Raw genomic sequence first — 22,781 nt, forward strand, 5'->3', positions numbered from 1 at the left:
TCGGGCCCGCCGGAACAAGGCGCCACGGCAGGGGGACTACCCCAGGTGCTGCGGGCCGAACGACTGCGGCAGCATCTCGTCCAGCGTGCGGAGGCCGTCCGGCGTCTCCAGGACGAGCTCCGGCCCGCCGAACTCGTACAGCAGCTGCCGGCACCGGCCGCACGGCACGAGGACGGAGCCCGTGCCGTCGACACAGGTGAAGTGGGTCAGCCTGCCCCCGCCGGTGGCGGCGAGCTGCGACACGAGCCCGCACTCGGCGCACAGGCTGATGCCGTAGGAGGCGTTCTCGACGTTGCAGCCGGTGATGACCCGGCCGTCGTCGACGAGGGCCGCCGCCCCGACCGGGAAGCCCGAGTACGGGGCGTACGCCCGGGACATGGCGTCCCGGGCGGCCTCGCGCAGGGCGGCCCAGTCGACGGGCGGCTGGGCCGCCCCTCCGGAAGGGGCCGTCACTTGCCCTCGCCCTTGCGGTACGGCACGCCGTCCGCCTTGGGCATCCGCAGCCGCTGCGCGGACAGGGCGAGGACCAGCAGCGTCGTGACGTACGGCGCCGCGTCGACGAACTGGCTCGGGACCTCGTCCGTCAGGCCGTACCAGGCGAACAGGCCGGCGGAGATGACCGCCGAGATCAGCGCGCTGAGGTACTTCTTCCGGTACAGCTGCCAGAACACGACGATCACCAGCAGGATCGCGAGGAGGAGCAGCATCGCGTGGACGTTCTCGGCGCCGCCGCGAAGCTTGAGGCTGTCGGTGAAGCCGAAGAGCCCCGCGCCCAGTGCCATGCCGCCTGGCATCCAGTTGCCGAAGATCATCGCGGCGAGACCGATGTAGCCGCGGCCTCCCGTCTGGCCCTCCTGGTAGATGCTGGTCGCGACGATCGCCAGGAAGGCGCCGCCGAGCCCGGCCAGGCCGCCCGAGATCGTCACGGCGATGTACTTGTACTTGTAGACGTTGACGCCGAGGGTCTCGGCGGCCACGGGGCTCTCACCGCAGGAGCGGAGCCGCAGCCCGAAGGGGGTGCGCCACAGGATCCACCAGGTGGCCGGGATGAGGAGCAGGGCGACCACGGTCAGCAGCGAGAGTCCGGTGACCAGGCCGCCGATGATGCCGGCGAGGTCGGAGACGAAGAACCAGTGGTGCGCCTGGAGGTCCTGCATCCAGTCGGACAGGCCGGGGATGGTGATCTTGTCGATCTCCTCCAGGCGCGGGGACTGCTTGGAGGAACCTCCGGGCTCCTCGGCGAAGGTGAAGTTCGACAGGTAGCGGGTGACGCCGACGGCGAGGATGTTGATCGCCACACCGGAGACGATGTGGTTCACCCCGAAGGTCACGGTGATGACCGCGTGCAGCAGCCCGCCGAGGGCGCCGCCGATGATGCCGAAGAGGACGCCCACCCAGGGGCCCCACTGGAAGCCGGCCCAGGCACCGAACCAGGTGCCGAGGATCATCATGCCTTCGAGACCGATGTTGACCACGCCGGCGCGTTCGGCCCAGAGCCCGCCGAGGCCCGCGAGCCCGATCGGGACGGCGAGTTCGAGGGCGCCGCGCACCTGGCCGACGGAGGTCACGTCGTCCGCGCCGCTGATGACGCGTACGAGGGAGACGAGCGCGAGGGCGCCCGCGATGATCAGGAGGACGACGGGCAGGGAGAGCTTGCGCCGGCCGCCGCTCTTGGGAGCGGCGCCGCGTGCGGCGCGGACTGCGGTGCTCACAGGGCCGCCTCCTTCTCGGTGGTGAGGGCGTGGCCGGCGGCGAGTTCCTCGCCGACCTTCTGCTGCTGACGGCGGGTCCCGTAGCGCCGGACGAGCTCGTAGCTGACGACGACGGAGATGACGATCAGCCCCTGCATGATCGTGGCGATCTCCTTCTCGAAGCCGAACTGGTCGAGCGGCGAGGATGCCTTGTCCAGGAAGGCGATCAGCAGCGCGCTGAGGGCGATGCCCACCGGGTGGTTACGGCCCAGCAGCGCGATGGTGATGCCGGTGAAGCCGAGGCCCACCGGGAAGTCGAGGCTGTAGGTGTGCGTGTCACCCAGCAGCGTCGGCATGCCGACGAGCCCGGCGATACCGCCGGAGATCAGCATGGAGGTGAGGATCATCTTCTTGGCGTCCACACCGGAGGCCTGGGCCGCGCTCTCGCTGGCGCCGGTGGCACGCAGGTCGAAGCCGAAGCGGGTGCGGTTCAGGACGAACCAGTAGACCAGGCCGCAGCCGGCGGCGACGAAGGTGAAACCGTAGATCTCCCCGGCCTCCGGGCTGAGGGACAGCCCCGGGAACCAGCCCGACTCGGGGATCTCCCCGGTGGTCAGGTTGTTGGATCCGGCCGCCTGCTCACCGAAGTTCTTCGGCAGGATCAGCCAGGCGATCAGCGAGGTCGAGATGGAGTTGAGCATGATCGTCGAGACGACCTCGCTCACCCCCCGCGTGGTCTTGAGGACTCCCGCGATGCCGGACCAGAAGGCACCGACCAGCATCGCCACGACGACGACCAGGGCGATCTGGAGCGGTCCGGGCAGGGAGACGCTCGCGCCGACGAGGGCGGCGACCATCGCGGCGAGGCGGTACTGGCCGTCCACGCCGATGTTGAAGAGGTTCATCCGGAAGCCGACGGCCACCGCGAGCGCGGCGAGGTAGTACGTCCCGGCCTGGTTGATGATCAGGACCTGTACGTCGCTGTACGACACCTGCTCGAAGAGCAGCCGGTAGAGCTCGAACGGGTCGCGGTTCGAGATGAGCAGCACCAGCGTGCTCAGTACGAAGGCGACGACCAGGGCGAGCACCGGGCCGGCGAAGCCCAGGACGATCCGGTCCTTGTCGAATTTCTTCATCGGGCCTCGTCCTCCGGTGCCGCTTCGAGGTGACCGGCGGCGGCGCCGGTCATGGCCGAGCCCAGTTCCTCGGGTGTGATGGTGGCAGGGTCGGCGTCCGCGACCAGCTGCCCCCGGTACATGACGCGCAGGGTGTCGGAGAGCCCGATGAGCTCGTCCAGGTCCGCCGAGATGAGCAGGACGGCGAGCCCTTCGCGGCGCGCCTCGCGGATCTGGTCCCAGATCTGCGCCTGTGCGCCGACGTCCACCCCTCGGGTGGGGTGCGCGGCGATCAGGAGTTTGGGGTTGTGGCTCATCTCGCGGCCGACGATCAGCTTCTGCTGGTTGCCGCCCGAGAGGGAACCGGCCGTGACCTCGATGCCCGGGGTGCGGACGTCGTACTCGCGGACGATCCGCTCGGTGTCGCTGCGCGCGGCCTTCGGGTCGAGGAGCCAGCCCTTGCTGTTGGGCTTCTCCGTGACGTGGCCGAGGATGCGGTTCTCCCACAGCGGGGCGTCCAGCAGGACACCGTGGCGGTGGCGGTCCTCGGGGATGTAGCCGATGCCGTCCTCACGCCGCTTGCGGGTGGGGGCGGAGGAGATGTCGGCGGAGTCCAGGGTGATGACTCCGCTGTCCGGGCTCCGCATGCCGACGAGTGCCTCGATGAGCTCGGTCTGCCCGTTGCCCTCGACACCCGCGATACCGAGGACCTCGCCCTTGTGGATGGTGAAGCCGATGTCGGACAGCACGTCGCGCACGACCCCGTCCGGGTCGGTCACACCGAGGGAGAGTCCTTCGACCTTCAGCATCGGTACGTCGGTCACCGTGGACTCGCGGGTCTCCGGCGAGGGCAGCTCGCTGCCGACCATGAGCTCGGCGAGCTGCTTGGTCGTGGTGGTCGCCGGGTCGGCGGTGCCCACGGTCGTGCCGCGCCTGATCACCGTGATCTCGTCGGCGACGGAGAGGACCTCGCCGAGCTTGTGGGAGATGAAGATGACGGTGAGGCCCTCGGCCTTGAGCTCGCGGAGGTTCGCGAAGAGCGCGTCGACCTCCTGCGGTACGAGCACGGCGGTCGGCTCGTCGAGGATGAGGATGCGGGCGCCGCGGTAGAGGACCTTGAGGATCTCCACGCGCTGACGGTCGGCGACCCCGAGGTCCTCGACGAGGGCGTCGGGACGGACGCCGAGTCCGTAGGCGTCGGAGATCTCCTTGATCTTCCTGCGTGCGGCCGATCCGATGCCGTGCAGCTTCTCGCCGCCGAGGACGACGTTCTCCAGGACGGTGAAGTTGTCGGCCAGCATGAAGTGCTGGTGGACCATGCCGATGCCACGCGCGATGGCGTCACCGGGGTTGCCGAAGGAGACCTGCTCGCCGTCCACGGCGATGGTGCCTTCGTCCGGCTTCTGCATGCCGTAGAGGATCTTCATCAGGGTGGACTTTCCGGCGCCGTTCTCACCTACGAGGGCGTGGACCGTTCCCTTGCGTACGGTGATGCCGATGTCGTGGTTGGCCACGACACCGGGGAAACGCTTGGTGATGCCGTGCAGTTCTACGGCAGGGGGACTGCTGGACGCGTTGATGACGCACTCTCCTTGGCCGGACAGGAGCGGGGGCACAGAGGGCAGGGGCGGGGTGAAGTTATCGCGCCGGAGAGCGGTCTATGCGCGTAGCGCTGCCGAATCGTAAGGCGCGGACACCGATACGTACGAGGCTCCGGTTCCGGAGCCAGGTGCGGGTGACCGCGAGGGGCACAACCTCTTCGATGGACACCCCACGGGCCCGGAGCGACGGGGATGCGCGCTCCGGGCCCACGGGAAACCAGCACGGCGACCGGAGTCGTTACGGGGTGGTCTTGACGGTGATCTTGCCGTCGATGATCTCCTGCTTCGCCTTGTCCACGGCCGCGATGACCTCGGTCATCTTGGTGAAGGCCGGGTTGGACATGGCCAGGCCGACGCCGTCCTTGTCGAGGCCGTAGCGGATCTCGCCGGACTGCGGCTTGCCGTCCTGGACGGACTTGATCAGGTTGAAGACGGAGTCCTCGACGTCCTTGGTGACGGAGGTGAGGATCGACTCCTTGTAGGCCGCGAGGCCTTCCTGCTTGTACTGGTCGGAGTCGACGCCGATGTTCCACTTGCCGGCCTTGGAGACGGCCTCGATGGCACCGGAGCCGGCCAGACCGGCCGCCGAGTAGACCACGTCGGCGCCCTTGTCGAGCTGGCCCTGGGCAGCGGCCTTGCCGAGGTCGGGCTTGGAGAAGCCGTCGAAGTTCGGCGGCTGCGTCAGGTACTGCGGGACGACCTTGACCGAGGAGTCGGTGTCCGTGACGCCCTGGATGAAGCCGGCCTCGAACTTCTTGATCAGCGGGGTCTCGACACCGCCGATGAAGCCGACCGTCTTGGTCTTGGAGACCTTGGCGGCGGCGACACCCGCGAGGTAGGAGCCCTGCTCCTCGTTGAAGACGATGTTGGCGATGTTGTCGCCGGTCACCGAGGCGTCATCGATGATGCCGAAGGTGATCTTCGGGAACTTCGGCGCGACCTTCTTGATGGCGGGCGCGTAGGCGAAGCCGACGCCGATCACCGGGTTGTTGCCGGCGCGAGCCAGCGAGGTGAGGCGCTGGACCTTGTCGGCGTCCGACTCACCCTCGGAGGGCTCGGCCTCGGTGCCCTTGACGCCGAGGTCCTTCTCGGCCTTGGCCAGACCGGCGTAGGCGGCGTCGTTGAACGACTGGTCGCCACGGCCACCGATGTCGTAGGCGATGGCCGTCTTGTCGGCCTTGGAGTCGGAGGACGAGCTGCTCTCCGACGAAGAGTCGCCACACGCGCTGACGCTCAGCGCGAGTGCCGCGGACATGACGCCCACGGTGGCAATCCTGGTGATCCGGCGCAAGGGAAGGCTCCTTCAGACCTGACCGAAGCGCCTCTTCCGGCGCTGGTTTCGCGGCGATCGTAACGCGCGTAGATGTCAGATAAGGACCTGTACGGAAGCCGTTATCGGATCGTCGCGAACAGAAGGTGTCCTCTCCGGCTACTGGGTGTTTCCGTCGAGCAACGCGGCGGCGGTGTAGAGCTCGACCCCGACCGTGATGGCCTCCTCGTCGACGTCGAAGTTGCCCCGGTGCAGGTCGAGCCCGCGGGTGTCGCCCGGGGCCCTCACGCCGAGCCTGGCCATGGCGCCGGGGATCTTCTCCAGATACCAGGAGAAGTCCTCCCCGCCCAGGCTCTGTTCGGTGTCCTCGATCGAATACGATCCGCGCCGGATGGTCATCGCGGCGTCGAGCAGACCGATCGTCTCGGCCTCGTTCACCACCGGCGGCACGCCCCGGACGTAGTCGATCACCGCTTTCGCCCCGTGCATGGCGGCCACCTCGTCGATGGCCGACTGCACCAGGTCGGGCGCCTGCCGCCAGCTGTCCAGGTCGAGGCAGCGGACCGTGCCCGACAGTTCGGCGTGCTGCGGGATGACGTTGGGCGCGTGGCCCGTCTGGAGCCGGCCCCAGGTCACGGCCATCCCGGCGCGGGCGTCGACCCTGCGTGAGATCAGCGCGGGGACGTCGGTGGCGACCCGGGCCGCCGCGGTCACCAGGTCGGTGGTGAGGTGCGGCCTGGCGGTGTGACCACCGGGGCCGTCGAGGGAGACCTCGACGCGGTCGCAGGCGGAGGTGATGGGGCCGATCCGCAGCCCGATCTTCCCGACGTCCACCTTGGGGTCGCAGTGCACCGCGATGATCCGCCCGACGCCGTCGAGCACCCCGGCGGCGACCGCGTCCGCCGCGCCGCCGGGCAGCACCTCCTCGGCGGGCTGGAAGATCAGCCGCACCGGGCGGGGCAGCAGGCCCTGCCGGTCGAGCTCGCTGAGGACGAGCCCGGCACCGAGGACGCAGACGGTGTGGACGTCGTGCCCGCAGGCGTGCGCCCGGTCGGGGACGGTGGAGCGATAGGAGACGCCCACCTTGGTGTCGGGGATCGGCAGCGCGTCGATGTCACCGCGCAACGCCAGCATCGGCGTCACGCCGTCCCACTCCCCGACGTCGCACACGAGTCCCGTGCCCCCTGGCAGCACCTCGGGCTGGAGCCCCGCCTTCTCCAGACGCGCCTTGATCGCCGCGGTGGTGCGGAACTCCTGGTTGCCGAGCTCCGGGTGCATGTGCAGATCCCGCCGGAACGCGATCAGCTCGGCACGGAGGTCGTCGGGCAGGGTGCCGGGCATGACTGTCTCAGCGAGGGGCGCACGGAGCTTCAACTGGTTCACCCAGTCAAGGGTAGGCCCAGACCCCCCGCAACTGGCCACAGATCAACAAAAGTTCAGCCGCACAGGGGAACAAAAGGCGGCGCTGCGGCGTGTACCGAGTGGTTCTGATGGGTAAACTCCACCCATTTTCGACCACGGTGAGGGGAACCGCACGCTCCGCTCAGGGGAGCCGGAGCAACTCCCGGAGCGTGCCGACGTAGGCGGCCACCTCGGCCGACGCGGACGGGGCCGCGGTGGGTACGGGCTCACCGGCCGTCTCCGCGGCGGGCCCGGGAACGGCCGGCTCCTGCGCGGGCACCCGGCAGGAGCGGCAGAGGCCGTCGGGCAGGGCCTCGGGGCGGCCGGGGACGCCGCACTCGGCGCACTCGACCATCGGACGTGGAGTCCGGGCCCCTGGCGCGTCAGTCGCTCCCGGTACGGCCCCGGACCGCGTCCCGCACGGCACCTCGGGCGGGATCTTGTCGCGGAGCCGCCGCCGGACGAAGCCGACCGGGGAGTCCACGGTGGGCGGCAGCCCGGCGGAGAGCGTGCGGATCATGTGGTCCTCGCTCACACCCCGCGCGAGCCAGGCGGCGGCCAGCCCCTCCAGCGCGGCGCAGTCGGCGGCGGAGAGGGACACCCTGGCGTCCGTCCTGCCGAGGCGGGCGAGCGCGAGATAGGCGGGCGAGGGGAGCGCCGCCACGGGGGCGGGCGCGGGTGCGGGTTCGGCGGCCTCGGCGGGGTCGGTGACCCCGACGGGGCCTCCGGGGCGCACCTGCGGGTCCCCGGGGCCTTGGGCGCGCTGCTGGGGTACCACCGGCCCGCACGCCTGGGCCTGGCCGGGGAGAGCGGCGGCGGGGGCGGGCGCTTCGCACTCGGAGGCGGGCGCGACGGGTACTGCGTGCGGGGGCATGGACACGGCGGGCGCGTCGTGCGCGGGGGCCGGGTCGGGTGCGGCCGGAGGGGTGTGCGCTCCGGCCGCAACGCCCGCACTGTCGACGAACGCGGTCCACCACTCGTTGTCGCGGGCCGTACGGGACCAGTAGGTGCGGGTGATCCACCGGATCTGCCCGCCACCCGCGTCGGCGGGCGACCGTACATGCCTGAGGTGACCGGCGACCCCCAGGGCCCGCAGCGCGCTGCCGACGGCCATCTGGCCGTACAGCGGGAGGCTCTTGGCCAGGGACTTGATGTCCATCGCGGCACCCTCGGGCAGCCGGTCGACGTAACCGGCGACGTACCGCTCACGCTCCGGGAGGAGGGCGAAGTCGCCGGGACGCGCGGGGCGTTGGTCCGGAGCGGACCGCTTGCCGTATCCAGGACTGGCGCGCGCGTAGGGGCGGGAGGCTGCGGGTGCGGACGGGGCGGGGCTAATGTGCTGGGTACCCACGGGATCGCTCTTTCGATCTTGCGGCGAGACCCCGGCCAGGTGCGACCAACACCGCGTCGGGGTCGTTCAGTTGTGGGCACCGTAAGCAGTCGCGACTCTGCGCCGCAAGTCGGTCACGATTAGTCATACTTGCTGTTCGTGACGGGTACGGGAGGTGGGGAGGTTCTTTCTCTTTCCTTCTTTTGACCCCCGGATGGGTACAGGTCTCGGATCTCGGCCCTCGAAACCCGACACCCGGAACCCGAGACCCGAGCTTCGGGCCCTCGCCCCCTTCGGTGTCCCTCGGAGGAGTGATGCGAGGCTCCGGAACTCGGAACCCGAGCTTCGAGCTTCGAGCCCCGGGTTTCGAGCCCCGAGACCCGAGCGCCGGGAGCGGCCACGTAGGCGATGAGGGCGGGTAGCCCCCTCCGAACCCGGACGCACCGACCCGCCCCCTTCCCCGCCCCAACGCCCTGACCTGCGGTGGATACGCTGCGGAGCAGGAATGCCGACACCGCTCCGCCCCTCCGGAGCGGCGATCACGACGAGGAGAACCGGCCATGACGACCACCGCCCGCGCCACCCTGCAGCACGAGGACGACCGGGTACGGGTCACCCGCTGGGACTTCCTGCCTCAGGAGTCCACCGGCCGCCACGTCCACGAGTACGACTACGTCGTCGTCCCCGTCACCGACGGGCGGACCGACGTGATCACCCCGGACGGCACCGTCACCCCCTCCGAGCTGCGGGCGGGCGAGTCCTACGCCCGTCCCGCGGGCGGCGAGCACGAGGTCGTCAACGCCGGCTCGGCCCCGCTGGCCTTCGTCGAGATCGAGCTGAAGTGACCGGCACCGAAGCCGGTGACGCCCGCTGAGGACCCGCGCCGTCGCTCAGTCCTGCCAGGGCCGCCGACATCCCGCCTCGCGCACCGCGGCCACGGCGGCCACCGCGGCGAGGGCCGCGACGAGCAGAGTCAGGGCACACGGCACGGACGCCGACAGCCTCAGCATCTGCGGTGGCAGCTCCCCGTTCCCGGGGCGTCGTACAGTGCGGGATGTTCCAGACGGCACTGACGGATCCCAGGGGCGGCCGGTTGAGGCCCTGGACACACCCCGGAGTCATTTGTGAAGTCCCTCGACGGCGGCGGGCCGGCGGCGCTCCCGGCGCCGCACTCCTTGCGCGCACCGGACACCCTGCTGCTCCGCCTCGACCGGACCTTCAGGGTCTGGAGCTACGGCGTTGGCCACTCCCGTCTGCTGCTGCGCTCCCGGAAGGAGGGAGCCGACAGACCCCGGCTGGACCTTCACTTCGAGGCGGTCGACGTCATGCGCCTGGTCCGGCGCTACGAGGGCCTCGAACTGCACACGGTCGACGACGACATGTCCGCCCGGCTGTACGAGGAATCGGGCGTGCCGGCGGCGCTGCGGGACACCCGCCTCGTGGTGGCGCTGCGGTCCCGCAGCGGTACGGGTTACGTGCAGTGCGGGCGCGTCGTCGTCGACCGGCACCAGGACGACGAGGATCCGCCGCCGGGCGCCGCCCGCGTCCGCGACGTGGTCTGGGGACTGCGCCCTTCGGACCTTCGGGACGTGTAGGGCCGGTTCAGTCGGGGCGTTCGCCGTTTCGGGTATGACCGGGTACACCCAGAGGTCAGCACCACAGCGGGCTCCCGCGCCGGGACGTGCCGATGAGAACCCTATGGCCCGTCAAATGCCGTCAGCGTTAGGCTCGTCGCCTCCACGCGGGTGATCGACTCTCTGACAGACGACCGCCCGCATGCCATGGCGATCGGGGGAAGCAATGGTGAGGCGGACCGGCGGGCGGGAACATCTGCGGCGGGTGTCGGAGCGGCGTCGGACGAGCCCGGAGCCCGAGGACGGTCCCGACGACGCCGGTGCTTCCGGCGCCTCGCCGCGGAGGGTGCTCATGGCCGCGATCCTGACCGGGGTGTCCGCCGTGGTCGTCAGCCTCATCACCGGCCTGGGGGCCTCGTTGCAAGGGCTGGTCACCGACACCCTCTTCGGCTAGGACGAACCGGCGGCCTCGGCCTCACCGAATCCCGCACCACCCGCCTCGGGCCCGGCCGCGCCGGATCCGAGGACCGCCCCACCGGCGGCGGGTACGGCGGACTCGGTGGCCGTGGCGGTGCTGCCCGGGGAGAGCGGCAGCTGGCTGGTGTCGGGGCAGCGGGTCAGCCCCGAGGACCGTGCAGTGCTGACGGGTCCGAACGATCCGGTGAGGCTGGAACAGCTCTTGCGCAGGATCGACGTCGTGTCCCTCAACGCGACGGCGTACAAACTGTCGGTGACCAACGCGTCGGCCTCGACCGTCAGGGTGGTCGACATCGTGCCGGTGATCACCAAGCGCACGGCCGCCATCGACACCACGCTGATCGAGCCACTGGGTGGGGAGGCGGACGACACGATCCCCACGGAGCTGGACCTGAACGACCGGAACCCCGTGTTCACCGAGAACGGGAAGTCCTACTTCGACTACACGACACAGGTGCTGAAGCCCGGTGAGAGCTTCGTCATGGCTGTGGAGTCGAAGCTGACCGACAGGGAGTACGTCGAATACCACCTGCGGCTGGACTACATCGACGACAAGGGCAAGAAGCACTCCCTCCAGGTGAACGAGGACCCGGAGTCCCCACGCCACGTGTTCCATGTGTCGGGCGCGGTCGACGACGACGAGTACACCGACCACTGGCGCCCCGCCGCGAGCGGCCAGGCGTGGACCCTGTCCGCTCCGGGTGGGGGCAGCTGACCGGGAGTCCGAAGGCTACGGAACACCGGCAGGCCCCGATGCGGTGTACGCCTCGCGGGGCACCCTGCCCGGTGTCGGCCGCGTCCGGCCCAGGCGGCGGCGCGCCGGCGGCGCACGGCTCTCAGGACACCAGTGTCTGCTCCTCCAACTCCCGCAGCCTCACGGTGCAGAGACCACCCCGCTCCGCCTTCACCTCCGTGACCTCCAACTGGGTCCCGGGGGCGAGGATGAACTCCTCCTCGCCGGTGAAGGCGGAGAACCGGCGGATGCCCACCGCGCGGACCGGTGTCACCTCGAACAGGGTGCGTCTGCCGCGGCCGCCCAGGAACGCCCGTGCCACATGAGGGTCGGAGGTGCACGAGGACACACCCCACCAGGTGACCGTCCGGCCCAGCGGGTACTGCGCGCGCAGGTCGAGCGCGACTCCGCGCCAGAGCGGCTCGGTGCGGGCGGGGAGCTCCGACACCGCGGAGAACAGCAGGCGCAGATACGGGAGGTACGGGGCGAGCCGCGCGCGGTCCGGTGACCGGAGCACCGAGTTGATGTTCCGGTAGAACGCGGACTCGCAGGTGTAGAGGTGGAGCGCGGCGATGGCCTCCGCGGAGAGCCCGTCCGCCTGCTGGTCGGCGCATGTCTTCGCGAAGGAGTGCGACCGCTCGACATGCCCGCCGATACCGGGGAGCAGGGACACGACCGGGCCGACGGCATCCTGGAAGTCCATCAGCGGGGTGTCGAACACCCCGGTGACGGCGGGCAGGACGAGGCCCTCGTCCTTGACGCTCGCCAGCCGCTCCAGATACAGCTGGTGCAGCTCCATGGTCGAGTTGATGAACGCGCCCATCCGGTCCGCCACGGCGCCGCGCCCCTCCTCCCCACCGTCCTCGCCGGGTCCGCCGGCAGCCGCGTCCCACCCCTTGCTCGGCAGCCAGTCGATCTCGTCGGCACCCATGGAGGCGAGGGCCGCGTTCACCGTCCCGAAGTGCTCGCCGTCGCAGAAGATGTCGCCCTGCGCGGCCGGGTTGGCGTGGTCGATGTGGCGGACCTCGACCTCCGGATACCTGCGCTGGATCCATTCGACGGTCTGCTTGAGGCCACGCGCGTGTGCGCCCCACCAGGCGAAGACGACGTGCCGGTCCTCCTCGGCGGCCTGCGACTTGGCCTTGAATATCTCCTCGACGATCTGTGTCACGAGCGGACGCCAGAACTTCGTGTGCTCCCCGGTCGTCATCGCCCCGTCGCTGCTGGCGGTGAGCGCCGTGTTCAGCAGCAGGACGCCCTGGGTCAGCATCGCCTGGAACCACTCCGGCGGCTGGACGGTGTCCTGTTCCTCGAGCAGCTTGCGGAGGTCGGCTATCGGGGTCTTCTTCGGTATGCCGTACTTCCACATCGCCGCCGCCTTGATGATGCAGCGCATGCTGACGACCCGGCCGAACTGACTGTCCTTCCAGTCGTGGAAGGCGTTGTCGAACATGGCGATGCCGGTGGCACTCTCCGGCCTCGGGTACGGGTTCTGGCCGAAGGCGACCACCTTCCACTTGTGCGGCGGGTTCGGCTTCAGCGCCTGGAAGATCAGCTCCCGCGCGGGCACCACCCCCGGACCTCGGCCGGGGCCGATGAACTCCGCTGCCGATCTGCTCAGTTCGATCCGACGCTTCAGCAGCGGCAGCCACGGCTCACCGCCGCCGGCGAAGAGTCCGGCCAGTTCCAGGGGGTCGTTCGGGTCGGGCTGGGCGGGCGTGCCGGCGTCGTTCATGGTGAGGGTGCTCCGCGGAGTCGAGCCGCGCCTCAGGGCACGGGGACCGGGGGGCGGACACGGATCTCACCTGTGCGCCCCGCATGTGACTTCCAGTTATAGACCGGCCCACTGACACTCACCGGTGCGCAGGCTGCCCCGGCCACCACCCTTCCGTCACCCGTGACTCCAGGGCCGCCCCGAGGTGTGGCCCGCCGCCACGGCGATCGGACTCATGGCCGGGCCGCCCGGACACCACCAGGTGTCCGGGCCGCCTCGTGACGGGTGGTGATCAGCGCAGCCACACCGGGCTCGTCGCGATCTTCTCCAGCTCGGCGAGGGTGAGTGCGGGGTTCTCCCGGCTCGCCCCCTTGTTCTGGTCGGGCGCGTTGAGGGCGGAGACCACCACACGGAAGCCGTCGGGCCGGATCGTGTCGACGGTCCACATCTTCACGCCCTCGATCCCCTTGTCACCGCTCCCCCGGTGCGTGGTGACCCTCGTGCCGTCCTTCAGGGTCCTGGTGCCGGCACCCACGAGATCGCCCGCGACGTCCGACATGTCGGGCTGGACGTTGATCTGGACGAAGCTCCGGCCCTTCCCGTCGTCCACCACGAGGTAGGCGTACTCGGTGTCCTGCTTCCCCGACGCCTTCACCGCGAGACGGTGCGGGAGCAGTCCGGTCAGCTTCTCGATGATCACCTCACCGCTCACGCCCTTCGGGGCCGACGGCTGCCCGGAGCCCGCCTGGTCCGCGGGCTGGGGGATGGCGGCGAGGATCGGCTTCCACTCCTCCGCGCGCACCAGCGCCTTCATCCGGTCCGGGGAGAGCGGCGGGGCGGGGCGGCTGACCGGGGCGCCCTTCTCCGCGGGGGCGTTCCACTGGGACAGCGAGACCAGACGGCCCTCGGGTGTCAGCAGGTTCGCGTACCAGTACCTGGTGCCCTCCTTGTGGTCCGCGGACTCCCATCCCTTGTAGAGGGTCAGGCGGGACCCGTCGTCCAGTTCGGTCGACGAGCAGGTCTCGAAGGCGACCAGGTTCTTGTCCGGGCAGGCCATGGATTCGCCCGGGTCCTGCCCCGGGTCCTGGAGGCTCAGCCGCAGCGACACTGCGGCCGCCCCCTTCCCGTCGTCGTACACGACGGACGCGGAGGGCGGAAGGGGGTGCCTGTCGTCCTTCAGCACGGTGCCCCGGCCGGACGCCTCGCTGAAATCGCCCTTCGGCATGAGGCTCTTGAGCGTACTGATCATCTGTTCGGCGGTGTAGCCGGTCCTCGCCGACGCCGAGCCCACCGAGGCGTCAGTCGTGTCGCTCCCTCCGATCCCACCGGTCACGTACGACCCGCCGAGGGCGATCGCCGCGAGGGCGGTCACGCTTCCCGTCACCATCGCCGCACGGCGGCCCACCGCGCGGCGCCTGCCGCGTGCCACCGCTCCGTCGACCAGCGGTCCTCCCGCCACGGAGAACCCTTCTCCGGTCTGCTTGATCACCGCACCGAGCCCGCCCTCGAGGGCGCCCCGGTCCTCCTCCGTGCTGTTTCCGGACATGCGTCCACACCGTCCTGGCCGTAGAAGACCTGTAGCAGAGAAATGGGAATGGGTACCGGTCCGAAGGGCCGTCAGGCCCGGGACCGCTCAGTGCAGGGCCAGTTCACCGATCCCGCTGCCGAGTTGTCCGCGCAGCCTTGCGAGTGCTCGGGTGCTGCGGGTGCGTACGGCCGCGGAGCTGACGTGGAGGGCGTCGGCGGTCTCGGCGACCGACCGGTCCTCCCAGTAGCGCAGCACGATCACGGCCCGGTCCTTCGGCGCCAGCCCGCGCAGCGCGTCGAGCAGCGCCACCCGGAGTGAGACGTCTCCGGCGGACGCCCCCGCCATGTCCGGGAGTTGCCCGGTCGGGCGCTCGTCCGCGGACCGTCTGCGCCGGTGGCGGAGATAGCACCGCACGAGAACGGTCTGTGCGTAGGCCGCCGGGTTCTCGACGCGTGAGGCACGCCCCCAGACCGTGTACATCCGGCCGAGTGTGTCCTGCACGAGATCCTCGGCCAGATGCGTGTCCCCGCTGGTCAGCAGGCACGCGGACCGGAACAGGTGCCCCATGCGAGCTTCGGCGAACTCGCGGAAGGCGGCTTCCTTGGACGGCCTCATCCGTTGCCCCCTCTCTTCTTCACACCTCTCAGATGCGGTGGGCACCGGGAAATGTTTCGTCCGCCGGCGATTATTTTTCCCGCCGGCCGTTCCGGGACGGGCGGCGAGCCTCGGCGGGGCTGATTGTCAGTGGGGGCACGTAGCGTCGTGATCAGTGGAGACAGCCTCTTGATCGGAGTGGTCGATGGCCCTGAACCGTGCGCAGACGTCTGCCGTCAGTGTGGTCCTGACCGATGTGAGCGCCTCCGTGGTGGCGGCCTGGCGCGCCGCGTTCGCGGACACCCCCGGGATCGAGATCCGTAAGGGGTCGATCCTCGACACGAAGGCGGACGCCTGGGTCAGCCCCACCAACTCCCGCGGCCGGATGGACGGTGGCACCGACGCGGCCGTCAAGCGGTACCTCGGCGCCGGGATTCAGCTGCGGGTGCAGCGGGCGATCCGGGACGGCTTCGGCGGAAGCCTGCCGGTGGGCAGCGCCGTCTGCGTGCCTACGGGAGCGGTCCACCCGAGGTTCCTGATATCCACACCGACGATGGAGGGGTCGTCGGAGAATGTCAGCGAGACGCTCAACGTGGCGCTGGCCTGCGCGGCAGCCTTCCAGGCGATCCACCGGCAGAACGCCGAGGCACCCGGCAGCATCACCTCGGTCGCACTCGTCGGGATGGGAGCGAGGACCGGCCGGGTGCCGGCCCGCGTCTGCGCCAACCTGATGTGGACGGGCTGGACGCTCTTCGACGAGCACGCCTTCACCGACTACGACGATCTGCGCGCCACGATCACGGCCCAGCTCGACGACCTGACCGCCGCACCGGAGACGGAACGCGTCCGGGTGGACCCGGCCAGGCGTACGGGCGCCCGCCGCTGACCGGCCCGGATCCGGGCCGGTCGCGGAGCGAGGGCGGACACGCGGAGAGAGGAGGCCACGGGGACAGGGCTGGGCGGGAGGCCGGCCTGCCGTCCGCACGGCCTGAGAGGGGGAGCCCGGCATGGCGTCCCGGGCACGCCCGCCTGGGCCGGGCCGGGCAGGAGCACCTGGTGTCCGGGGTACTCCGGCGCCCGTGCCCGGATCGTCTCGGGGCGGCCTGGGAGGACGCCGCGCTCAGGAGAGGCGCTGTTCGGGCTCGGCCCCGGTCTCGGCCAGGAAGTCCCTGAGCGCCCGGGCGAGCCGTTCGGGCTGGTCCTCCGGGATCAGGGTGGACGAGTCGGCGATCTCGACCAGCCGGCCCTGTGGATACAGCCCTGCCAGGCGGGGACCGTGCTCACGCGGCATCAGCCTGTCCTCGGTCGCCCAGACGACCAGGACAGGACGGTCGAAGTCGCGCAGTCGCTCGCTCCAGGCGAGCAAGGTCCTGCGCCCAGGGGCCCCTGTGGCCATCTTGGCGAAGTCCCTGCGGATGGCCCTGCTGCGGGTGGCGGGAGCGAACCAGTCGTCCATGACGTCGTCGGGGATCCCACGCAAACTCATCCCGCCATAGCCTCCCCGGGCGTGGCGGAAGGCGGGGACGCGCATGAGGCGCGTGAGGAGCCAGACGCCACCGGGGACCCTGCACACGTGCGCCATGGCCTTCGCCGGCCCCGGTGGGAAGTTGTCGAAGGCCTCGCACGCCACCAGCACCAGACGCTCGATCTGATGGTCGCGCCCCTCCGACACCAGGAACTGGCCCCCGCCCCAGTCGTTGAGCACGAGCGTCACGGGCCCCAGTCCGAGCTTCTCGATGAACTCCCCCAGGAGCAGGGCGACACCGCGCTGCGACAGGTCGGCATCCCGGTTCATGGGAAGCCGGTGGCCGCCCAGAGGCAGCGTGGGCAGCACACAGCGGTATCCGTCCAGCAGAGGAATCACCTTCCGCCACTGGGTCTCGTTCATCGGGAGGCCGTGGCCGAACACCAGCACAGGTCCCTCGCCACCGGTGTCCTCGTAGTCGATCGGTCCGGATGACAACGCGATCCTCGGCATCTCGACCTCCATTTGATAGATCGTTCTACTGCTATCTTGGAGCGGGAAGAGGTGGAAGGCAATGGGACATTCGGACACACGGGCCAGAATCCAGGGTGCCGCCGCGATGCTGTTCCGCCGGCACGGCTACTCGGCCACCGGCCTCAAACGGATCGCGGCGGAGGCGGACGCGCCGTTCGGCTCGATCTACCACTTCTTCCCCGGCGGCAAGCGGCAACTGGCCGAGGACATGATCCGCACGTCCGGAGGCGAGTACGGCCGAATGGTCCTCGCCCTCCTGGACGGCGTGCCGGATCCGGCGGAATCCCTCGTCCACGCGTTCGGAGCGGCCGCGGACGACCTCGCGGCGGCCGACTACGCCGACGCGTGCCCGATCGGGACGGTGGCCCTCGAAGTCGCCAGCAGCGACGAGGTGCTGAGGACCGCCACGGCAGAGGTCTTCGAGGAGTGGGTGGGCGCGGCGGCACACTGGTTCGGCCGGTGGGTCGCCGACCCGACGACCGCGAGGTCCCTCGCCTGCTCGATGGTCATGATGCTGGAGGGCGCCTTCATGCTCAGCCGGGCCTCCCGTGACCCGGAACCGCTGCGGGCGGCCGGCCGGTCGATGGCCACGTTGCTCCGCGCGGCAATCGACTGAGGTACATCGACTGAGGTACCCGGTCACCCTGCCGGCCGCAGCGCACCGGCATCCACCGGCGCCCGCCCTGCGGGGTGACGCGTTCCCGGGGGGGGCGGTGACGAGGCGGTGATGACGATGCGGACGGTGTCCCTGACGGCCGTCCCGACGGGCACGGCCGGCCGTGGGTTTGACTCGTCGCACTCGTGGGACTCGCGGGGTGCGTGAGCGGGGCCGTCAGGCCATGCCGGTTCACCAGCCGCACACGGGACCGCCCGCCCGGACACACCCGGCACGGCAAGGGGCACCGGGCGGGGCGGAAGCCTCCGGCGGTGCCCTGCGCGAGGCGCGTGACCTCAGCCCTCGGGGACGGCCGTCACCCGCCAAGGTGCCAGCCGGTGCACGTCCTTGGCCGTCTCCGTGACCCCGCTCAGGAAGCCCTCGGCGCGCGGGGAGGCCGTGTCCCGGAGCCACTCGGGCGCTATGTCGCACACGGCGACCTTCACTCCCGTGCCCGACAGTGCCAGCGGGAGGGTGTGGACCACGGTGGAGGGGAAGCTGAGCACCGTGTGGCCGATCGGGCCCCTGCGGGCGATGAGTTCCAGAGGGAGGTCCGGGCGGACGATCTCCAGGCCGGTGGCGGCCTCCAGGGCGTGGAGCTTCTCGGCCGATTCCCGGCGGTGGGCGAAGTAGCGGGTCGCGCCATGGGTACGGGCCAGCGAGCCGACCGCCTCCTGGTAGGGAGCCGGGTCGATCACCCCCGTCTCCACCAGGGAGGTGCCCACCAGGTCCGCGCCCTTGGTGATCAGGGGCGGGCCGAAGCGCTCCCGGGTCCAGGCGAAGGTGTTCGCCGTGACCTCTATGCCCGCCGGGGCGTCCACCGGCATCGCGGTGAACACCTCGACCTGGCGGGAGGCGGACGGGGTGAAGCTGCGGCGGGCCGCGGAGGTGACCGGAGCGAGAAGCAACTCGCGCGGCCCCCCGCTGCCCCTGCGGTGCCACCGCACCAGGCGTTCGCCGCGCGCCAGTTGCGCGACGAACTCCATGGTGGCGGTGCCGTCGTCGACGACCGTGATCCGGCGGGTGCGGACCAGGGAGAGGAGCAGCTGCACGTACCGGGAGAACGGGTCCCCGATCACTATCCGGTCGGCCTTGCGGATCAGCCCCGTCAGGGCGCGCAGGGCCTTGAAGGGCGCGCCCCTCTCCCCGCGCGCCTCCTGCCAGCGGACGGTGATGCCCTCGTCGCGGGCCAGCTCCGCCATCCTGCGCAGCTGTCCGCGCGACATCGGGTCGACCGGGGGGAGGATCACCACCGTGGTGCCTGATCCTCCCCGGGCGTGGGTCCACTCCAGGACGTTCAGGAGCTGGACCGGGCTCTCGACGAAGGCGAGGTTCACCGGTCGGCCCGTCAGACCGCGACCGGCTCGGCGGCCGACGCGTTCTCGCCCTCGGCGACGACGCCCGCGACCCGGCGGAGCTTCTTCATCGGGCCGAGCTCCGACTCGTAGACCTTCTTGACGCCGTCACCGAGCGACGCCTCGATGGTGCGGATGTCACGGACGAGGCGGGTGAGGCCCTGCGGCTCGACGGACGCGGCCTGGTCGGAGCCCCACATGGCCCGGTCCAGGGTGATGTGGCGCTCGACGAAGGTGGCGCCGAGCGCGACGGCGGCGAGCGTCGTCTGCAGGCCGGTCTCGTGGCCGCTGTAGCCGATCGGCACGTTGGGGTACTCCTGCTGGAGGGTGTTGATGACCCGCAGGTTGAGCTCCTCGGCCTTCGCCGGGTACGTCGATGTGGCGTGGCAGAGCAGGATGTTGTCGCTGCCGAGGACCTCGACCGCGTGCCGGATCTGCTTCGGCGTCGACATGCCGGTGGAGAGGATGACCGTGCGGCCGGTCGCGCGCAGCGCGCGGAGCAGCTCGTCGTCGGTGAGGGAGGCGGAGGCCACCTTGTGCGCGGGGACGTCGAACTTCTCGAGGAAGGCGACGGCCTCGGTGTCCCACGGGGAGGCGAACCAGTCGATGCCGCGCTTGGCGCAGTGCTCGGCGATCGCGGTGTACTCGTCCTCGCCGAACTCGACGCGGTGGCGGTAGTCGATGTACGTCATGCGGCCCCAGGGGGTGTCGCGCTCGATGTCCCACTGGTCGCGCGGGGTGCAGATCTCCGGGGTGCGCTTCTGGAACTTCACCGCGTCGCAGCCGGCTTCGGCGGCCACGTCGATGAGGGCGAGGGCGTTCTCGAGGTCGCCGTTGTGGTTGATGCCGATCTCGCCGGTGACGTAGACGGGGTGGCCGGGTCCGGCGGTGCGGGTGCCGAAGGTGCGCAGGCGGGAGGTGCTGCTCATGGTGGTGCTTCCTTACTTGGTGGGGGCGTTGGCGGATTCGGTCGAGAGGGTGGGTCCCAGCAGCCAGGCCGCGATCTCGCGGATGGCACCGGAACCGCCGGGGTTGGTGGTCACGGCACGCGCTGCGGCGCGCACCGAGTCGTGGGCGTTCGCGACGGCGACGGGCCAGCCCGCCAGACCGAAGCAGCCCAGGTCGTTGACGTCGTTGCCGACGTACAGCACCCGGTCGGGCGCGAAGGACTGCTCCTCGCACCACTGCTTGAGTGCCAGGTCCTTGCGGTCGATGCCGTGCAGGACGGGAACCTGGAGCTTGCGGGCACGGGCGGCGACGACCGGGTTCTGTTCCGTGGAGAGGATCAGGAGCGGTACGCCTGCCCGGCGCAGGGCGGCGATCCCGAGGCCGTCGCCCCGGTGCACGGCGACGATCTCGCGTCCGTCGGAGTCGATCAGGACGCGGTCGTCGGTCTGCGTGCCGTCGAAGTCCAGGACGACCGCGTCGATGTCGGCCAGGGCGGGCAGCGGCGAGGGGTCGAGGAGCGGCGCCAGGGCGCGGGCGCGTGCCAGGTCGTGCGGGTCGTCGATCTCCAGGACCCGCGCGGGGTCGGTGGGGACGAGCGCGGTGTGTCCGAAGAAGCGGTGGCGGTGGGTGCGGAACCCCTCGACGTCCATGGCGTAGGCGGCCCCGGTCTCCAGGTAGTCCTGGGGCCGGTCCTGCCGGCGGGGGCGTACGGCCTTGTCGTGGTTGACGCCGTACGTGTCGTCCTCGACGGGGCTGCCGTCCCGCCACACGAAGCCGTGGAAGGGAGCGACGGTGACCGCGGTGTCGGCACCCTCGCGGGCCACCGCTGCGGCGACGCCGTCGATGTCCTCACGCGTGATGAAAGGGCTCGTGCACTGGACGAGGAGCACCACGTCGGCCTTCCGGCCGTGAGCCGCCGTCTCGTAGCTGTGCAGGGCGTGCAGGACAGCGGCCTCGCTCGTCGCGGTGTCACCGGCGATGGCCGCGGGGCGCTGGACGCAGTGCAGCCGGGCGCTCTCCCCCAGCGCCTCCCCGGCGGCCTTCGCCGCGTCCGCGATCGCCGGGTCGTCGGTCGTCACGACGACGTCCGTGACCTCGGGTGAGGCCAGGCAGGCCCGGACGGCACGGGCGACGAGCGGTACGCCGCCGACCCGGGCGAGGTTCTTGGCCGGCACTCCCTTCGATCCGCCGCGGGCGGGGATCACGGCGAGCACGGTGGGTGGCGGGGTCATGGTTGCTCCTGAATCAGTGGTCACAGCTCGCCCATCCGTCGGATCACGGGGGCGACCCGCTGGACGCCGTGGCGGTAGGCGCCACGCGCCGCGTTGCGTACGGTCTCGCGCACCGCGCCCCGGACCCTGCCGGTCTCCCTGGGGGTGACGGCGCCGGGGAGCGGACGCCCGTCGGGGCCGAGGTGGTGGCGGGCGAGGATGCCGGGGAGGTACCCGGGCGCGGTGGCCGGTGTGTAGTAGGGGATGAGCGGGGGGAGCGCGTCGGCCGCGAGCAGTTCGCCGACGCGGGAACGGGCGGTGTCGTAGGCGCGGGCGTAGGTGCCGTCGGCGGCGACGCCCTGGCCCGCCACCCACTCGGCGTCGGGTTCCGGGCGCATGCCGCCGTCGAGGTGGTCCCAGGAGGTGATCAGCCCGGAGCCGATGAAGTGGTGGTTGCCCAGCACCTCGCGGACCCCGAGGTCGGAGAGGATCGCCGTCGGGATGCGCCGGTGCAGGGATTCGAGGGCGGCGGTGGAGGAGACCGTGACCAGCAGGTCGGTGCGGTCCAGGACCTCGCCCATGTGCCCGTACACCAGGCGGAAGTTGGGCGGCAGGCCGCCGGGCAGCCGCTCCGCCAGGCGCTGGTAGGGCAGTTCCTCGATGTGCGTGGTGTGCTCGCCCGGCTTGGAGCGCAGCTTGAGCAGTACCTCGCGGCCCGGGTGCAGCCGGGCGTGCTCGACGAGCCGGCGCAGGAGGTAGGTGCGTTCGGCCCGGGTGGCCGGCACGGACGGTTGCGCGGCGAACACCACGGTGTCGCGGCCTTCCTCGGGCCGGTGCGGCTCACCGCCCAGGAACGGCAGTGCGGCCTCGGTGACCGAGGAGGCGTCGGCGCCGACCCCTTCGTACACGGCGCGGAAACGCTCGGCGTCGTGACGGGAGTTGGCGAGGACGACATCGGCGCCGTGGCGCAGCAGCAGCCCGTCTGCGAGCTTCTCGTAGACGACACCGACGTACCCCGTGACGACGACCGGCCTGCGGGGCAGGCCGAGCGCGGCCAGGCCGTGCAGCATCGCCTGGACGGCGCCGCCCACGAGGGCGAGGACCACGAGGTCGAACCCCTCGTCCCGCACGGTGTGCAGGAACTCGACCGCCGTCACCTCACGCACCCGGTCCGTGTCCACACCGACCTCGCCCACCTCGGCGAGCTGCCGGGGTGTCGGGGTGGCCCGTCCGCGCAGCAGCAGTCCGGTGACCTCGGCGGGGCGCTCCTGAGCGCCCGCGGTGAGGCGGTGCGCGGTCAGCGCGCCCCACTTCCACCGGGTGTCGGAGTCGGCGAGGACGGCGACCCTGAGAGCCGGGGCGGCGGCTGTTGCGTTGTCGGCCGGATCAGCCGAATTCCTGGAACGTGGAGGCACGTCCTAGAAGCTAGGAAGGCATTGCGATGGAGAACCCAACGCAGGGGCAACAGATGGTTAACAGCCCACCGACGGTTGAATATCCGGCCCTTTCCGCAGGGTTTTCACCTCGGCTCGGAGGGCGGGATTCAGGCCGGTTTACGGATCCGCCACAGTCCGTTCATCTTCCG

Annotated in this window: 21 protein-coding genes; 5 read left to right on the top strand and 16 right to left on the bottom strand. The window is 70.8% G+C overall.

The features are described from left to right. Positions 1-36 precede the first annotated feature (36 nt). The 7 genes from ACFXOA_RS05445 to ACFXOA_RS05475 all read right to left on the bottom strand — a co-directional run bounded on the left by ACFXOA_RS05445 (position 37) and on the right by ACFXOA_RS05475 (position 8,429). Entirely contained in the window at positions 37-453 is a 417-nt protein-coding gene (locus ACFXOA_RS05445; protein ID WP_385022880.1) for a cytidine deaminase, read from the bottom strand. Further along, the gene (locus ACFXOA_RS05450) at positions 450-1,712 is read right to left on the bottom strand and encodes an ABC transporter permease (protein WP_385022882.1); all 1,263 of its coding nucleotides are present in this window, start codon (positions 1,710-1,712) and stop codon (positions 450-452) included. Before ACFXOA_RS05450 ends, ACFXOA_RS05445 begins: the two co-directional genes overlap by 4 nt. After that, entirely contained in the window at positions 1,709-2,827 is a 1,119-nt protein-coding gene (locus ACFXOA_RS05455) for an ABC transporter permease (RefSeq protein WP_385022884.1), read from the bottom strand. The genes ACFXOA_RS05450 and ACFXOA_RS05455 overlap by 4 nt, the downstream gene beginning before the upstream one ends. Then, positions 2,824-4,410, bottom strand: a complete 1,587-nt coding sequence (locus ACFXOA_RS05460) for an ABC transporter ATP-binding protein (RefSeq protein ID WP_362539224.1) — start codon at positions 4,408-4,410, stop codon at positions 2,824-2,826. Before ACFXOA_RS05460 ends, ACFXOA_RS05455 begins: the two co-directional genes overlap by 4 nt. A 235-nt stretch (positions 4,411-4,645) precedes the next feature. Next, positions 4,646-5,698 carry a BMP family ABC transporter substrate-binding protein gene (locus ACFXOA_RS05465; RefSeq protein ID WP_362538780.1) on the bottom strand — a complete coding sequence of 351 codons (1,053 nt, stop codon included), beginning with the start codon at positions 5,696-5,698 and terminating at the stop codon, positions 4,646-4,648. 138 nt (positions 5,699-5,836) lie between these two features. Next, entirely contained in the window at positions 5,837-7,060 is a 1,224-nt protein-coding gene (locus ACFXOA_RS05470) for an amidohydrolase (RefSeq protein ID WP_385022886.1), read from the bottom strand. A 160-nt stretch (positions 7,061-7,220) separates the two neighbouring features. Then, entirely contained in the window at positions 7,221-8,429 is a 1,209-nt protein-coding gene (locus tag ACFXOA_RS05475) for a MarR family transcriptional regulator (RefSeq protein ID WP_385022888.1), read from the bottom strand. A 539-nt stretch (positions 8,430-8,968) separates the two neighbouring features. On the opposite strand from ACFXOA_RS05475, the gene ACFXOA_RS05480 reads away from it, so the two are divergent. Together ACFXOA_RS05480 and ACFXOA_RS05485 are read left to right on the top strand one after the other, a co-directional pair. Beyond that, a complete protein-coding gene (locus ACFXOA_RS05480) occupies positions 8,969-9,253 on the top strand; it encodes a cupin domain-containing protein (protein ID WP_362665893.1) in 285 nt (94 codons plus the stop codon). A gap of 279 nt (positions 9,254-9,532) precedes the next feature. Continuing rightward, a complete protein-coding gene (locus ACFXOA_RS05485; RefSeq protein WP_385022890.1) occupies positions 9,533-10,003 on the top strand; it encodes a hypothetical protein in 471 nt (156 codons plus the stop codon). Positions 10,004-10,432: 429 nt separating this feature from the next. On the opposite strand, the gene ACFXOA_RS05490 is transcribed toward ACFXOA_RS05485, so the two are convergent. Beyond that, positions 10,433-10,690, bottom strand: a complete 258-nt coding sequence (locus tag ACFXOA_RS05490; protein ID WP_385022892.1) for a hypothetical protein — start codon at positions 10,688-10,690, stop codon at positions 10,433-10,435. Between ACFXOA_RS05490 and ACFXOA_RS05495 the strand changes: the two genes are divergently transcribed. Continuing rightward, complete coding sequence (locus tag ACFXOA_RS05495; RefSeq protein ID WP_385022894.1) at positions 10,680-11,174, top strand: hypothetical protein; 495 nt, start codon at positions 10,680-10,682, stop codon at positions 11,172-11,174. The two genes, ACFXOA_RS05490 and ACFXOA_RS05495, sit on opposite strands and share 11 nt — an antisense overlap. Before the next feature lie 121 nt (positions 11,175-11,295). Here ACFXOA_RS05495 and ACFXOA_RS05500 read toward each other — a convergent pair whose 3' ends face one another. The 3 genes from ACFXOA_RS05500 to ACFXOA_RS05510 all read right to left on the bottom strand — a co-directional run bounded on the left by ACFXOA_RS05500 (position 11,296) and on the right by ACFXOA_RS05510 (position 15,049). Further along, positions 11,296-12,927: an ADP-ribosyltransferase domain-containing protein gene (locus tag ACFXOA_RS05500; protein WP_385022896.1), complete on the bottom strand. Its 1,632-nt coding sequence runs from the start codon at positions 12,925-12,927 to the stop codon at positions 11,296-11,298. A 271-nt stretch (positions 12,928-13,198) separates the two neighbouring features. After that, positions 13,199-14,452 (bottom strand): hypothetical protein, encoded by a 1,254-nt coding sequence (locus ACFXOA_RS05505; protein WP_385022898.1) that lies wholly within the window; start codon positions 14,450-14,452, stop codon positions 13,199-13,201. Between the two features lie 87 nt (positions 14,453-14,539). Next, positions 14,540-15,049 carry a SigE family RNA polymerase sigma factor gene (locus tag ACFXOA_RS05510; protein ID WP_385022900.1) on the bottom strand — a complete coding sequence of 170 codons (510 nt, stop codon included), beginning with the start codon at positions 15,047-15,049 and terminating at the stop codon, positions 14,540-14,542. Positions 15,050-15,233: 184 nt separating this feature from the next. Here ACFXOA_RS05510 and ACFXOA_RS05515 point away from each other — a divergent pair, with 184 nt between their 5' ends. Then, positions 15,234-15,914, top strand: a complete 681-nt coding sequence (locus ACFXOA_RS05515; protein WP_385022902.1) for a macro domain-containing protein — start codon at positions 15,234-15,236, stop codon at positions 15,912-15,914. Between the two features lie 234 nt (positions 15,915-16,148). Here the strand turns inward: ACFXOA_RS05515 and ACFXOA_RS05520 are convergent, their stop codons facing one another. Beyond that, on the bottom strand, positions 16,149-17,006 hold the full coding sequence (locus tag ACFXOA_RS05520) for an alpha/beta fold hydrolase (RefSeq protein ID WP_385023138.1): 858 nt from the start codon (positions 17,004-17,006) through the stop codon (positions 16,149-16,151). Positions 17,007-17,067: 61 nt separating this feature from the next. Between ACFXOA_RS05520 and ACFXOA_RS05525 the strand changes: the two genes are divergently transcribed. Further along, positions 17,068-17,643 carry a TetR/AcrR family transcriptional regulator gene (locus ACFXOA_RS05525; protein WP_385022904.1) on the top strand — a complete coding sequence of 192 codons (576 nt, stop codon included), beginning with the start codon at positions 17,068-17,070 and terminating at the stop codon, positions 17,641-17,643. Between the two features lie 335 nt (positions 17,644-17,978). Here ACFXOA_RS05525 and ACFXOA_RS05530 read toward each other — a convergent pair whose 3' ends face one another. The 4 genes from ACFXOA_RS05530 to ACFXOA_RS05545 are packed head-to-tail and all read right to left on the bottom strand — an operon-like array spanning position 17,979 to position 22,611. Continuing rightward, positions 17,979-19,019 (bottom strand): hypothetical protein, encoded by a 1,041-nt coding sequence (locus tag ACFXOA_RS05530; protein ID WP_385022906.1) that lies wholly within the window; start codon positions 19,017-19,019, stop codon positions 17,979-17,981. A gap of 11 nt (positions 19,020-19,030) precedes the next feature. Then, positions 19,031-19,966, bottom strand: a complete 936-nt coding sequence (locus ACFXOA_RS05535) for an N-acetylneuraminate synthase family protein (protein ID WP_385022908.1) — start codon at positions 19,964-19,966, stop codon at positions 19,031-19,033. 12 nt (positions 19,967-19,978) lie between these two features. Beyond that, complete coding sequence (locus tag ACFXOA_RS05540) at positions 19,979-21,217, bottom strand: cytidylyltransferase domain-containing protein (protein ID WP_385022910.1); 1,239 nt, start codon at positions 21,215-21,217, stop codon at positions 19,979-19,981. Between the two features lie 20 nt (positions 21,218-21,237). Next, complete coding sequence (locus ACFXOA_RS05545; RefSeq protein ID WP_385022912.1) at positions 21,238-22,611, bottom strand: DUF6716 putative glycosyltransferase; 1,374 nt, start codon at positions 22,609-22,611, stop codon at positions 21,238-21,240. Positions 22,612-22,781: the final 170 nt, after the last annotated feature.

The sequence above is a fragment of the Streptomyces sp. NPDC059166 genome (genome assembly GCF_042755185.1).
Classification (GTDB): domain Bacteria; phylum Actinomycetota; class Actinomycetes; order Streptomycetales; family Streptomycetaceae; genus Streptomyces.